Source organism: Macrococcus brunensis (assembly GCF_004359615.1).
Classification (GTDB): Bacteria; Bacillota; Bacilli; order Staphylococcales; family Staphylococcaceae; genus Macrococcus; species Macrococcus brunensis.
In genome coordinates this window covers 1-13,261 of sequence record NZ_SCWA01000014.1, presented here as the reverse complement: position 1 = coordinate 13,261, position 13,261 = coordinate 1, and the positions used below count along the sequence as shown (strand labels likewise).

Below are 13,261 nucleotides of genomic sequence, written 5' to 3'. Positions count from 1 at the left end.
TAAATGAAAAAACACGGTCAGTTGACCGTGTTTTATTTTCGTTTACGTCCGAGTCCCATCGCATTTTCCATTTTCTTCAGCATCTTGTTTGCTTTAAAGCTTGCTTTTTCAGCACCGCGGTCCAAGATGGTATCCAGTTCTTCCGAGTCCATATAATACTGATATTTCTCCTGGAACTGAGTGATGAAGTCTGCAACGACTTCAGCGAGATCACCTTTGAAGTCACCATAGCCTTTTCCTGCGTATTTTGCTTCAAGTGCCTCAATCGTTTCACCACTGAAGATGGAGTAGATAGTCAGTAGATTTGAAATACCCGGTTTATTCTCTGTATCAAATCTGACGACACCTTCAGAGTCTGTGATAGCACTTTTAATTTTCTTCGCAACTGTTGCCGGTGGATCAAGAAGGGAGATAAAGCCTTTTGTGTTGCTGTCAGACTTACTCATTTTCTTAGTCGGTTCCTGCAGGCTCATGACACGTCCGCCTACTTTTGGCATACGTACTTCCGGAATTGTGAAGATATCGTTATAGCGCGCGTTAAAACGTTCAGCGAGATCTCTCGTGAGTTCAAGGTGCTGCTTTTGATCATCGCCGACAGGAACGATTTTAGTGCCGTATAATAAAATATCAGCAGCCATCAGCGGCGGATAAGTGAGAAGACCTGCAGGGATGCCTTCTTTACGGTCTTTTGCTTTATCCTTATATTGCGTCATACGTTCCAGTTCTCCGATAGTCGAAATAGAAGTCAGCATCCAGCCTGCCTGAGCGTGTGCCGGTACTTCTGACTGGATAAAGAGTGTCGCTTTATCAGGATCGATACCGCTTGCGAGATATAGTGCAGCAAGGGAACGGATATTTTTGCGTAGTGCGAGTTTATCTTGAGGTACTGTTATAGCATGCTGGTCGACGATGCAGAAATAACAGTCATAATCGTCCTGGATATCGACGAACTGTTTTAATGCACCAATATAGTTACCGATAGTCGGTATACCACTCGGCTGAATGCCTGAAAATAAAGTTTCCATAGAGAGTCTCCTTTTCAAACTGTTTGTTATATTGTACACTATTTCAGCCTGCCGTTAAATATGACGACTTTGCGAAATATTCTTAGGAAAATGAAGATTAATTCATTTTTCTCATTTAATTCTCATTTTCGTTCATTATAATAAAGTCATAAGGTTAGCAGATGAAATTTCTAACATCAGGTTTAATCACTTGACACAAGGGAATAGAGAATTAATTGATTCATCACTAATCTAAATTAAAATTATTAGGAGTGTGAGATGTATGGTAACATTATTTACTTCACCTAGTTGCACATCTTGCCGTAAAGCGAAAGCATGGTTACAAGAACATGATATTCCGTATACGGAGCGCAATATTTTCTCAGAAAATTTATCCCTTGACGAAATAAAAGCAATTTTACGTATGACTGAAGACGGAACAGATGAAATCATCTCAACACGTTCTAAAACATTCCAGAAATTGAATGTGGATATCGATGCCCTTCCTCTGCAGGAACTTTATCAGATTATTCAGGACAATCCAGGCTTACTACGTCGTCCGATCATCTTGGATGAAAAGCGCCTGCAAGTCGGCTATAACGAAGATGAAATTCGTCGGTTCCTGCCACGTAAAGTCCGTACATTCCAGCTTCTTGAAGCTCAGCGTATGGTTGACTAAGCTACCTCTTTAGAGGTAGCTTTTTTTAATCAAATTGTTAGGTTTTTACGGATGAGTATAATACAATAGTGATACTACTCATCAGTAAGGAGGTATTGGGATGAGAATAGAACGCATTAATGAGTCAACGATTAAATTTTATCTGACTTACCGTGATATCGAAGAACGCGGTTTCAGGCAGGATGACCTGTGGATGAACCGTCGTAAAGGGGAAGAGTTCTTCTGGTCTATGATGGAAGAAATCAATGAAGAAGAGGAATTTGTTGTAGAAGGACCTCTATGGATACAAGTCCATGCTTTCGACAAAGGAATTGAATTCGTGGTGACGAAGTCAAAGCAGGACGATTTCATGCATCTGCCTGAAGAAGAGACAAGTGATCAGCTTGAATATCAAGTCAATGAATACTTAAATAAAGCGCTGGAACATGACCACGGCGTTGCAGATTTATTAGATAGAGCTTCACAGGATAACAAACGTAAGAAAAGCCGTGAATTAGTCGCGGAGTTTGCCAGTCTTGAGGAAGTCATCCAGTTCAGTCATGCAGATAGTATAGAAGTAGATATGGAAGACCTGCTCTATATGCATGACAATAAATATTACTATTACGTTCATTTTGACAGCCGTGCAACGGAAGATGCCATGGACAGCTATGTCTCCCATCTTTTTGAATATGCGAATCCTTCTAAAATGAATCATCCAATGCTGGAGGAATACGGTAAAGTCATTATGAGTCATAATGTTCGTCGCCAAGTGAGACACTATTTCTCAGTGTAATTTACACAAACTATAGAATCTTTAAAAATAATATTGTCCACTCTCTACGATTATTTAGTAGGGGGTGTTTTTATGTTAATCGCTGTCACAGAAGAAGGAATCTACACTCAGGCACATCAGGCAGATTTAAAACTGCATTACCGCTGTCCTGTATGTTTGAAACCCGTGACTTTAAAACAAGGACGTTACAAAATTGCGCATTTCTCGCACCAGCGTGTCATTGACTGTCATAAATCAACTTATAAGACAGAGTCGCTTGTTCATCTGCAGGGAAAGCATCATCTCTATGATATGGCGAGAGCTCATCACGTGGATATGGAATACTTTCTGAGTGAAATCGAGCAGATACCGGATATTCTGGTAGACAGGACTCTCGCAGTAGAGTTGCAGCTCTCTGTCATTCCGGTCGATGCAATTTTACGCAGAAGTGCAGGATACAGGCGATTGAACATGGATGTCATCTGGATAGCAGAAGATGAGGCTCTATCACGGAATGACTGCATGCTGAAGCTGACGGCATTTCAACGTGCGCTGGTCCAGACTGAGCGTATGCAGCTTTTCAGTTATAACAAAAGCGAGGATCAGTTTTACTGCTATCAGTTAGGTGATATAACACCGACACTTTCTGTCACATACGAGAGGTACAGTGTCTCGTGTTTTGAAGCATTCATGATAGACCGGGTAGTTACGAGACAATCTCATCAGCTGACGAAACAGCAGCAGAATATGTTTATCAGACGATGTCTGCAGCTGAAAGATGTGAGGGAACCAACACTGAGTGCTCTGTACCAGTTAGGTATCAATCACCGCACGCTGCCTCAGTCTATCGGAATCGTCGTGCCACATCAGTTCTATATCAGGACGCATCCGGTTACATGGCAGAGTATGCTCCTGCTGCTACTGAAGAATCAAACATATACGGTAGAACGTTTAGCTGACAAACTGGATTTTTACGGTGTTCATACGCTGTTATCTGAGTATGAGATTGTGTCTGAACTGGTTGCACAGTATTTAGCTGCTTATAAGAAATTATACGTGCATTAATGACTGAAAAGTGAGAAAATTATAATAATCTAAATTTTTGGAGGAAAGTATATGGCTGAACTAATTACTAGAGCAGAACAGAAGTTAGAAAACACATGGGACTTAACGACGATTTTTAAAGACGATGCCGCTTTTGAAGCTGCATTTAAAGATACTGAGAGTTATATCGGTCGTGAGGAGGAAGTAAAGGGTCGCCTGGGAGAGAGTGCAGAGACATTGTATCAGGCCCTTTTACTCGATAGTGAAATCGATGAGAAGTTAGGCAAGGTCTATACATATGCACACTTAAAGCACGATCAGGATACATCAGATGCGCATTATGCAGGGATGGAACAGCGTGCGGCATCACTTGCTGCAAAGTTATCAAGTGCCTGGAGTTTTATGATGCCTGAACTGATGACAATCGATGAAAAAACGATTGAGAGCTTTGTAGAAGAAAAGCCGGAACTCGAGCGCTACAAATTTGATTTAGAACGCATCATGAAGAAAAAAGCACATGTCCTTTCTGATAAAGAAGAAAAGATTTTAGCTGAAGCAAGTGAAGCACTGTCCACACCAAGCAATGTCTTCGGTATGTTCAATAATGCTGACTTGAAGTTTGAAGATGTCGCGGATAAAGATGGTCAGCTGCATCCGTTATCTCAAGGGACCTACAGCAAGTATATGGAATCAGAAGACCGCGTGCTCCGAAAGAATGCATATAATGAAGTCTATCGTGCGTATGGTCAGTTCAATAATACATTGTCACAGACATTAGGAGGTAAAGTGAAGTCTGCTTTATTCTCAAGTAAAGTCAGAAACTATGACTCACCACGCCAGCAGGCACTGAGCAATAATGATATTCCTGAAGCAGTCTATGATAATCTGATTAAAACGATTCATGATCATCTGCCGCTATTACATCGTTATACAAAACTGCGTAAAGAACTGCTCGGCTTAGAAGACATGAAAATGTATGACATGTATACACCACTTGTGCAGGATGAGAAGTTTGAAGTCACTTATGAAGAAGCGAAAAAATGGGTGCTGGAATCACTTGAACCGATGGGGAAAGAGTACACAGATGTCATTGAAGAAGGCCTGAACAATCGCTGGGTAGATGTTTATGAGAATAAAGGCAAACGAAGCGGTGCCTATTCATCTGGAACATATGGTACAAATCCTTTTATTCTGATGAACTGGACAGATACAGTAAACAATACATTTACATTAACACACGAATTCGGTCACTCAGCACATAGCTATTTCTCTCGTAAAAACCAACCGTCCAATATGTCCGGATATTCTATCTTTGTAGCTGAAGTAGCATCTACTTGTAATGAAGCGTTACTCGCACATCACATGTATCAGAAACTAACAGATGAGAAGAAGAAACTGTATCTCCTCAACTATCAGCTGGAAGGCTTTAAAGGAACAGTTTTCAGACAGACAATGTTTGCGGAGTTTGAACACTTGATCCATACACTGGCACAGAATAATGAACCGTTGACAGGTGAACGCCTCAATGCTGAATATGCCAAGTTAAATCAGAAGTATTACGGTGAAGCCGTAGAAACAGACGACAATATTTCTAAAGAGTGGAGCCGTATCCCGCACTTCTACTACAACTATTATGTCTATCAGTATGCAACAGGTTATAGTGCTGCATTAGCATTAAGTAACCAGATATTATCAGAAGGAAAGCCTGCAGTAGAACGTTACATCAATGAATTCTTGAAAGCTGGTAGTTCAGACTATCCGATTGAAGTATTAAAGAAAGCAGGCGTTGATATGACAACGAGCGAACCTATAGAACAGGCCTGCAAAGTCTTTGAAACACGCTTGGATGAGTTTGAAAAATTAATCAAAAAAATGTATAACAGATAATAAAACGTTTTCATTATGACAATAATGTGAAGTTGGATATATATCGTTGCGATGATTTAAAAATCATGATATATTACCAATATGAAATTTATCACATACCAAACATACCCCTTTGTTTGAGTGAAAATTTCTCCCATCCCCTTTGTTTAAAATGCCGTGTATACAGACACGGTATTTTTTTATGGCTTTTTTTAAGAGGGAGGTAGTGGGGTGACTTAATATAAGCAAAAAGCAATGTAGCGCATGAGCAACGTCCCGGAAACAGGATCTGCGGGACGATACGTAGAAAAAAAGCAGTGAATCACATGAATAAAGCCTAGCAAACAAGATCTGCTAGACTTTACAGCCTCTTCATACAAAAAGAGTGACCTCTCATCTGAAAGGTCACTCTTTTTTTCGCCAGTATTTATTCTCGTTATAACAGACTTCTTCTATTTTACTCATTAACTTCAGTTTCTTTAGTTCACGGTCGAGTATTTTCTTTGGCCATTCGTAAATAATCTCAAGTTCTGTTTCACTTACAAGTTCATGCTGCGTGATATAGTCGAAAATAGTAGGAGGCAGCTCCTTCTCGATATCCATTTCGATGAGCTCATTGATAATATACGTGTAAATGGCGTAAGGCTGGACCCCTTCTACTTTAAGTCCATCGTCCTCGTAATTCTCATTGAAAAACACGAGAGTAGGAGACATCGTCACTTCCATTTCACGCGCGATATGCTGATCGATTTTTAATGAGTTCGTGACGTGTGTACTTCTTATATCCTCAGCATACGTATCCAGATCAAGTCTGGCTTTTTCTGCCGACTGCATCAGAAGGTCGCGCGTAATAATATCATTCTTTGTCATCGTCTCGTTTTGCAGGGAACGCAGAAACATGGATGCTTTTTTACGTCCCTGTAGTTCTGCTGCCTTATAAGCGAGTGCGATATTATCGTCTTCCGTCGTACTCTGTGCCTGACATTTCGTCAATATACGCAGAGTAGGCAGTAAGATATGTTTAATCTCAATATACTGGTTATATTCAATTTGCAGTTTACGAAGAATACACTTCAGTTCCCAGCTGTCCTTACAGAATGGATCGAAAAAAGAATAGATTTCAATCTTCTTTAAAGGCTGCAGCGGAATATTCGTCTGACATTCTATAAGCTGTAAAGGTTTCATGCTATCACCTACATTTAGTCTTCAGAATTCACCATATGTGTGGCTGTCATTTCGAGACGCTCCAATATAAATGCTCTGAGTTCACTGTCCATATCGAAATCATTCAGTGCTCGGGTCATATTGTCGACCCAGGCATCACGTTCGAATGTCGTGATTTTAAAAGGAAGATGGCGCATTCTGAGCATAGGATGACCATGCTCTTCGGTATAGAGCGCAGGTCCTCCTAAAAACTGTGTTAAAAATTGCTTCTGTTTGCGGGCAGTCTCTGCAAAGTCACCTGGGAAAAGGTGGTTGATTCTGGAATCAGCCTCTACATAAGAGTAGAAGCGATCGATTACAGCTTCAAGCGTTTCCTGTCCGATTGCTTCATAAGGTGTGACCATAATTTTCGTCCTTTACTTTAATATATCACTTATATGGAATTATGAAAGTGATTTGCTTGTAAGCGCTTTATGTCTCGCATAAAACCGCTGTATTTTATTAAGTGGTTTCTTCGACTGAATGCCTTGCTGAAAAAGGAATTTCTCAAATTTCTCCAGGCCACTTTCGTAATCTGACACTTCATATTCAAGCTCAAAATCTTCTGTATCGAGGTAGTGGCTGGCATCTAGAACGAGCAGACCGCCGTCATATGGAATTTCGCGACGTTCTGTCGACAAAGCACCGACAATGTAAAGAGAGTCTACATCAATCCCGCGTGATTCCAGCTGCTGTCTGATATTATCAGGAAGTTCATGCTGGTTGATATGCTCATCATCCAGCATGGTCGGATTAATCTTACTATGGTATTCCATAATGCCCACTTCCTGCGGGACTTTCAGCGTCATCATCAGGCTGTCACCTGTATCGCGTATACGAAGAGCTATACGAGCTGCAGCAATCTCTTCATGCGTATTATCAATATAAAAATTCGTCTGTGTAATCACAGCTGCTTCTTTAAAGTAAGTATTTCTGAGACGATCGTATACAGGGTAATCGATTAAATTTTTAAATTCGATTTCTAATTCTTCCACGTTATCCCCTCCAACAATTATTATGGCGGACAATCTATTTGAAGTAAAGTCAGAGGGATTCTCTATATTGAAGCGCTTTTTTATGATAAAATATGTTTGTCAAAGGAGAGATTATAATGAATTTACATGTTAATGAAATCAAGTTAGTGAATGACCAGGTTCATGTCTTTACAGCAGAAGAACCACTTGAACTGACCGCAACAGGTCAGATGATCACAGATAGCGACCATTTTCAGTTCGTCTATCAGCTGGATGATGGTGAACGCTACCAGCATCTCCGTTTCGTAGAAGAAACATGGGAGATGATGAACCAGTATAAGGACAAGGATTGGTATTTATACGGAACGATTGAACTTGTGCGCTTCACAGAAGAGTTTGAGCTGCTGCTCGACAACATTAAAGATAACCATAACTACGGCAAAGCGTTTACTGAAAAAGTAGAAGAGGTATTCGCGTTATAAAGGGGTGAGCCCGTATGAATCAATGGGACATATTTTTAGCGCCTTATAAACAGGCGATTGATGAACTTAAGATGAAATTAAAAGGAATCCGGAAGCAATATCATTCTGCAGGGTTATCTTCACCGATAGAATTTGTGACAGGTCGTGTGAAGCCGATTCCGAGTATTATCGAGAAAGCCAACCAAAGGGGAATTCCATTCGATAAACTGTCTGAAGAGATGTATGATATTGCTGGACTCAGACTGATGTGTCAGTTTGTTGATGACATCGACACGGTTGTTCAGCTGCTTCGTGACCGCAAGGATTTCGAAGTGGTTGAAGAGCGTGACTACATTAAAGAAACAAAGGAAAGCGGCTATCGTTCTTACCATGTCATCATCCGGTATCCGATTGAGACGCTTGACGGGCAGAAGTTTATTCTGGCTGAGATTCAGATCCGTACACTTGCTATGAATTTCTGGGCAACGATTGAGCATACGCTCCGTTATAAATATGATGGTGATTATCCACCGCAGATACAGACACGTCTGGAAAATGCGGCTGAAGCGGCCTATCTTCTGGATCAGGAGATGTCTGAGATTCGCGAAGAGATCATTGAGGCACAGAAGTTCTATACCGAACAACGAAGTGAACGATAAGGAGAACGCATATGAAATTTGCGATATTATCTAAAGGCGATTCGAAAAGTGATGCCCTTAAACAGAAGATGATGAGTTATATGAAGGACTTCGAAATGATTGAGGATACCGAGGCACCGGACATCGTCATCTCTGTCGGAGGTGACGGTACACTCCTCCAGGCATTCCATACATATAGTCATCGTCTGGATGATTGCAGTTTCGTCGGTATACATACCGGCCATCTAGGGTTCTATGCAGACTGGCTGCCGCATGAAGTGGAAAAACTGGTCATTGCGATTAAGAATGAACCGATGCTGCGAATTGAATATCCGCTCATCGAAACGATTGTGCGTTATGAACAAGGCCGTGAGACCCGTTTCCTGGCTCTGAACGAAGCCACCATCAAAACACATAATGGTGCCACACTGGTCGTTGATGTAGATATCCGGGGTCAGCACTTCGAACGTTTCAGAGGAGACGGACTCTGTCTGTCTACACCAAGTGGTTCTACAGCCTATAATAAAGCGCTGGGCGGCGCACTGATGCATCCGTCACTCGAGGCAATGCAGATGACAGAGATAGCGTCTATCAACAACCGGGTGTTCAGAACAGTGGGTAGTCCGCTGATTTTACCGAAACATCATACATTGCACGTTACGCCGGTCAACAAAGGGAAGTTTATGTTGACGATTGATCACATTACAAGTGAACATCAAGGTATTAAATCCATTCAGTACCGCGTTGCAGATGAAAAAATCAGGTTTGCTCGTTTCCGCCCATTCCCGTTCTGGAAACGCGTGCACGATTCCTTTATAGCGAGTGAATAATATGGAACTTAAATTTCAAGTAACTGAACAGATGCTTCTGCGCACCTTTTTAGCAGAGCAGTCTATATCAAAAAAAAGTCTGAGCGCCATCAAGCTGAATGGCGCTCTTTTAGTTAATGGTGATAAAAAAACTGTGCGTGCGACTGTTATGCCGGGTGATATTGTCACCGTCCGATTACCGGCAGAAACACCGAGTGCAAGTCTCGTGCCCAGCACAGGGCCATTAACGATTCTTTATGAAGACGAAGCGCTTTGTATCGTCAACAAGCCGGCCGGGGTGTCGACGATGCCTTCACAGCTACACCCGCACGACAGCTTACTGGAACGCGTGTTATTTCATTTCGAGCAGACAGGCACAACTGGCATCCCGCATATCGTCACGAGACTCGACAGGCAGACAAGCGGTGTCGTTATATTTGCCAAACACCAGCTGATTCATCACTGGATGACGGGTATCATCGATAAGCTGTATCTATGTGCGGTAACAGGTCAGCTGCCTGTACGCGGAACCATTGATCTCCCAATCAGACGCAAGTCAGAGTCAATTATCGAGCGTGTGACAGCGCCTGACGGCAAACCTGCGCTGACGAGTTATCTGACGCTGATACGCCATGATTATTCTGTCGCACTTGTCAGACTGCATACAGGCAGGACCCACCAGATTCGTGTTCATTTTAAAGCGATCGGTCATCCGCTATTAGGCGATACGCTTTATGGGACTGATCATTCATTAAAGCGCCAGGCACTCCACGCTTTTCAAGTGACATTTAGACATCCAGTTACCAAACAGATAATGACTAGTCAGGCACCAGTGCCACATGATTTAAGTTTTGTCATACCAATATGATATAATAAATTGATTTTTTATAAATAGGAGGTAAATATGGAACATCATCATATGTTATCGCTTGTCATCATCGTGATGACAGCGCTTATTACGCCTTTACTGGTCAATCGTCTGCATCTGAATTTTCTGCCGGTGGTCGTAGCAGAGATTCTGATGGGGATTCTGATCGGTAAATCTGTGCTGAATCTCGTTGAACCGAACGAAGTTTTAAATATCCTGTCCACACTCGGCGTCATCTTCCTGATGTTCCTAAGTGGAGTTGAGATTGACTTCTCTGCATTTAAGTCAAATAAGGACAGTAAGTCTAAATCCAAGGAACCAAATCGACTCCTTCTGACCTCAACGATATTTGCAGCGATATTTCTGCTCTCTCTTCTGGCAGCTTACATTCTGAAATGGGTCGGGCTGGTAGATGATGTCTTCTTGATGGTCATTATTATCTCGACTATTTCGCTCGGTGTCGTCGTACCGACATTGAAAGAAATGAATCTGCTGAAAACGTCAATCGGGCAGATTATTCTGTTAGTTGCTGTTATAGCAGACCTTGCTACGATGCTGCTACTGACCGTCTACGGGACACTTCACGCTAAAGGAGATTCTCCTATCTGGCTGATCGGTATCCTGGTTGTCTTTACAGCGATCTTCTATTTCATGGGTGGCTATTTCAAGAAATCTAAACTTATCCATAAATTGTTGGAAGGGACAACTCAGATCGGTATCCGTGCGGTCTTTGCCATGATTATTCTGCTCGTTACATTAGCAGAAGGGGTCGGTGCAGAGAATATTCTCGGTGCATTCCTAGCAGGGGTCGTCGTCAGCTTACTGGGTCCTGATAAAGATATGATTCATAAGCTTGATTCATTCGGCTATGGTTTCTTCATACCGATTTTCTTCATCATGGTCGGTGTCGACTTGAATATTCGTGAACTGCTGAAGGATCCATCGATTTTGCTCATCATTCCGATCCTTTTCGTCATCTTCTTCCTGACGAAAGTGATTCCACTGAGTGTTTTAATGAAATGGTATGACAAGAAGACGGTTTTAGCCTCTTCTTTCCTGCTTACTTCAACACTCTCACTCGTTATCGTCAGCGCTAAGCTTGCTGAACAACTGGGGACTATTTCCAATACATTGTCCGGTACAATGATTTTAAGTGCCATCATTACGTGTGTCATTGTGCCTGTATTCTTCAAGAAGCTGTTTCCGGTTGAGATCAGTGAAGAAAGAATTATTAACATCGCATTTATCGGCAAGAACCAGTTATCGGTGCCGATTGCCCAGACGTTTAACACTGAACTTTATCATCCGACGCTGTACTATCTAGAAAATAACAACTATAAGCAGGAAATTACAGACTTAGATGTCATTGAAATTGAAGAGTACGCGCCTGAGATTCTTGAAGCAGCAGGACTTTTTGATAATGATATCGTCGTCTGCTCGGCAAACGATACACATATTAATGTCAAAGTTGCTTTAATGGCGAAAGCACATGGTGTTGAGCGCGTCATCTGTCGTCAGGCGAATGCCGGCGAAGATGCCGAGTTACAGGCAGCAGGTGTTGAAATCTTCAATGAGTTTGACAGTACTAAAACATTGCTGAAGAGCATGATCGAATCACCGAATATGCTCAGCCTGTTATCAAACGTCGAGTCTTCACTTTACGAGATCGAAATGCTGAATACGCGTTATCACGAGATGACACTCCGCGAATTCCCGTTCGGCGGCAATATCATCTTCGTCCGTATTCTGCGCAATAATAATTCTATCGTACCGCATGGTGACACTGAGCTGCACTTTAAAGACCGTCTGATTGTGACGGGTAGCAGACAGTATGTGGACCAGCTGAAACGAGAACTGGAACTCTTCTGAATAAAATGAATGAAAGTGTCGCGAATGGATTAAAATTCGCGACACTTTCACTATTTCTTGCAATATGAGCGTATTATCGATAAATTAGTAGTAGGTACTAATTTAAGAATGAGAGGGATAGCATGTTAAATTTAGAAAATCAGCGCTTTGTCATTATGGGTGTAGCCAACAAGCGCAGTATCGGATACGGCGTAGCACAAGTGCTGGACGCAGCAGGAGCAGAAGTGATCTTCACATACCGTAAGGAGCGTTCAAAAGAAGCGATTCTTAAGCTGCTGCCTGACTTAAAAAACAATAGTGGGGCACTCGTAGTTCAATGTGATGCAGAAGATGATGCTTCTATTATTAAAGCATTCGAAGAAATCGGTCAGACAGGAAAAATCAACGGGGTATATCACTCAATTGCCTTTGCTGATCCTGAAGACTTACGCGGGCGTTTTTCAGAGACATCTCGTGAGGGTTTCTTAAAAGCACACAGCATCAGTTCATATTCACTGACGATTGCTGCGCGTGAAGCAAGCAAAATCATGGCAGAGAACGGCAGTATCGTTACAACGACTTACCTGGGCGGCGAAATCGCAATTGAGAACTATAATGTCATGGGTGTGGCAAAAGCATCACTTGAATCAAATGTCCGCTATCTGGCACTAGATTTAGGCGCTCAAGGTATTCGTGTCAATGCTATTTCAGCAGGTCCTATTCGTACAGTCAGTGCGAAAGGTGTCGGTGGCTTAAGCACTATTCTTCATCAAGTAGAAGAACGTGCCCCGTTAAAACGTAATGTCGATATCATTGATGTCGGACGTACGGCAGCTTATTTACTTAGTGATCTATCCAGCGGTGTTACAGGTGAGAACATTCACGTGGATTCCGGTTATCATATCGTCCGCTAAAAAAGAGACCTTCTGCTGAAAGGCCACTGAAAATCCCCTTTAATAATCTACGATTATTCTGATAATTAAAGGAGAATCGCAATTGAATAAAAATCTTTTAGAGAACATGAATTTTGAAATTCATGTTCTTTATTTTGTTCTCATCATTTAAACTTAAGGAAACAGGGGGAGTCGTTCAATGATCAGACCGGATTCACAG

Annotated in this window: 14 protein-coding genes; 10 read left to right on the top strand and 4 right to left on the bottom strand. The window is 41.9% G+C overall.

Going from position 1 to position 13,261, the window contains the following annotated elements; genetic code table 11:
- Positions 1-32: 32 nt before the first annotated feature.
- Positions 33-1,025, bottom strand: coding sequence for a tryptophan--tRNA ligase (gene trpS, locus ERX27_RS08190; protein WP_133432352.1), 993 nt, complete (start codon positions 1,023-1,025; stop codon positions 33-35).
- A gap of 262 nt (positions 1,026-1,287) precedes the next feature.
- On the opposite strand from trpS, the gene spxA reads away from it, so the two are divergent.
- From spxA to pepF, 4 genes are all read left to right on the top strand, one after another.
- A complete protein-coding gene (gene spxA / locus ERX27_RS08185) occupies positions 1,288-1,683 on the top strand; it encodes a transcriptional regulator SpxA (protein WP_133432351.1) in 396 nt (131 codons plus the stop codon).
- A 100-nt stretch (positions 1,684-1,783) separates the two neighbouring features.
- On the top strand, positions 1,784-2,458 hold the full coding sequence (gene mecA, locus ERX27_RS08180; RefSeq protein ID WP_133432350.1) for an adaptor protein MecA: 675 nt from the start codon (positions 1,784-1,786) through the stop codon (positions 2,456-2,458).
- Between the two features lie 72 nt (positions 2,459-2,530).
- Positions 2,531-3,502, top strand: coding sequence for a competence protein CoiA (locus tag ERX27_RS08175; protein ID WP_133432349.1), 972 nt, complete (start codon positions 2,531-2,533; stop codon positions 3,500-3,502).
- 51 nt (positions 3,503-3,553) lie between these two features.
- Positions 3,554-5,368, top strand: coding sequence for an oligoendopeptidase F (gene pepF / locus ERX27_RS08170; protein WP_133432348.1), 1,815 nt, complete (start codon positions 3,554-3,556; stop codon positions 5,366-5,368).
- 384 nt (positions 5,369-5,752) lie between these two features.
- On the opposite strand, the gene ERX27_RS08165 is transcribed toward pepF, so the two are convergent.
- From ERX27_RS08165 to ERX27_RS08155, 3 genes are read right to left on the bottom strand one after another with little or no spacing between them, the layout of a single operon-like run.
- Complete coding sequence (locus ERX27_RS08165) at positions 5,753-6,532, bottom strand: DsbA family protein (protein WP_133432347.1); 780 nt, start codon at positions 6,530-6,532, stop codon at positions 5,753-5,755.
- A 14-nt stretch (positions 6,533-6,546) separates the two neighbouring features.
- Positions 6,547-6,915 carry a globin domain-containing protein gene (locus ERX27_RS08160; RefSeq protein WP_420827905.1) on the bottom strand — a complete coding sequence of 123 codons (369 nt, stop codon included), beginning with the start codon at positions 6,913-6,915 and terminating at the stop codon, positions 6,547-6,549.
- Between the two features lie 39 nt (positions 6,916-6,954).
- Positions 6,955-7,545 (bottom strand): CYTH domain-containing protein, encoded by a 591-nt coding sequence (locus ERX27_RS08155; RefSeq protein WP_165983133.1) that lies wholly within the window; start codon positions 7,543-7,545, stop codon positions 6,955-6,957.
- Between the two features lie 116 nt (positions 7,546-7,661).
- Between ERX27_RS08155 and ERX27_RS08150 the strand changes: the two genes are divergently transcribed.
- From ERX27_RS08150 to fabI, 6 genes are all read left to right on the top strand, one after another.
- Positions 7,662-8,006, top strand: a complete 345-nt coding sequence (locus ERX27_RS08150) for a UPF0738 family protein (protein ID WP_133432344.1) — start codon at positions 7,662-7,664, stop codon at positions 8,004-8,006.
- A 14-nt stretch (positions 8,007-8,020) separates the two neighbouring features.
- Positions 8,021-8,644, top strand: coding sequence for a GTP diphosphokinase (gene yjbM / locus ERX27_RS08145; RefSeq protein WP_133432343.1), 624 nt, complete (start codon positions 8,021-8,023; stop codon positions 8,642-8,644).
- A gap of 11 nt (positions 8,645-8,655) precedes the next feature.
- Positions 8,656-9,453, top strand: a complete 798-nt coding sequence (locus ERX27_RS08140) for an NAD kinase (protein WP_133432342.1) — start codon at positions 8,656-8,658, stop codon at positions 9,451-9,453.
- A 1-nt stretch (position 9,454) separates the two neighbouring features.
- The gene (locus tag ERX27_RS08135) at positions 9,455-10,300 is read left to right on the top strand and encodes an RluA family pseudouridine synthase (RefSeq protein ID WP_133432341.1); all 846 of its coding nucleotides are present in this window, start codon (positions 9,455-9,457) and stop codon (positions 10,298-10,300) included.
- A 36-nt stretch (positions 10,301-10,336) separates the two neighbouring features.
- Positions 10,337-12,169, top strand: a complete 1,833-nt coding sequence (locus tag ERX27_RS08130; RefSeq protein ID WP_133432340.1) for a cation:proton antiporter domain-containing protein — start codon at positions 10,337-10,339, stop codon at positions 12,167-12,169.
- A 122-nt stretch (positions 12,170-12,291) separates the two neighbouring features.
- Complete coding sequence (fabI, locus tag ERX27_RS08125) at positions 12,292-13,062, top strand: enoyl-ACP reductase FabI (RefSeq protein WP_133432339.1); 771 nt, start codon at positions 12,292-12,294, stop codon at positions 13,060-13,062.
- Positions 13,063-13,261 lie beyond the last annotated feature (199 nt).

Bases quoted from the DNA above. Each gene is read 5' to 3' on its own strand.
- ERX27_RS08160 (WP_420827905.1), bottom strand. From the start codon at position 6,915: ATGGTCACACCTTATGAAGCAATCGGACAGGAAACGCTTGAAGCTGTA.
- spxA (WP_133432351.1), top strand. From the start codon at position 1,288: ATGGTAACATTATTTACTTCACCTAGTTGCACATCTTGCCGTAAAGCG.
- ERX27_RS08140 (WP_133432342.1), top strand. From the start codon at position 8,656: ATGAAATTTGCGATATTATCTAAAGGCGATTCGAAAAGTGATGCCCTT.
- trpS (WP_133432352.1), bottom strand. From the start codon at position 1,025: ATGGAAACTTTATTTTCAGGCATTCAGCCGAGTGGTATACCGACTATC.
- ERX27_RS08175 (WP_133432349.1), top strand. From the start codon at position 2,531: ATGTTAATCGCTGTCACAGAAGAAGGAATCTACACTCAGGCACATCAG.
- ERX27_RS08165 (WP_133432347.1), bottom strand. From the start codon at position 6,532: ATGAAACCTTTACAGCTTATAGAATGTCAGACGAATATTCCGCTGCAG.
- ERX27_RS08135 (WP_133432341.1), top strand. From the start codon at position 9,455: ATGGAACTTAAATTTCAAGTAACTGAACAGATGCTTCTGCGCACCTTT.
- yjbM (WP_133432343.1), top strand. From the start codon at position 8,021: ATGAATCAATGGGACATATTTTTAGCGCCTTATAAACAGGCGATTGAT.
- ERX27_RS08130 (WP_133432340.1), top strand. From the start codon at position 10,337: ATGGAACATCATCATATGTTATCGCTTGTCATCATCGTGATGACAGCG.
- ERX27_RS08150 (WP_133432344.1), top strand. From the start codon at position 7,662: ATGAATTTACATGTTAATGAAATCAAGTTAGTGAATGACCAGGTTCAT.
- pepF (WP_133432348.1), top strand. From the start codon at position 3,554: ATGGCTGAACTAATTACTAGAGCAGAACAGAAGTTAGAAAACACATGG.
- fabI (WP_133432339.1), top strand. From the start codon at position 12,292: ATGTTAAATTTAGAAAATCAGCGCTTTGTCATTATGGGTGTAGCCAAC.
- mecA (WP_133432350.1), top strand. From the start codon at position 1,784: ATGAGAATAGAACGCATTAATGAGTCAACGATTAAATTTTATCTGACT.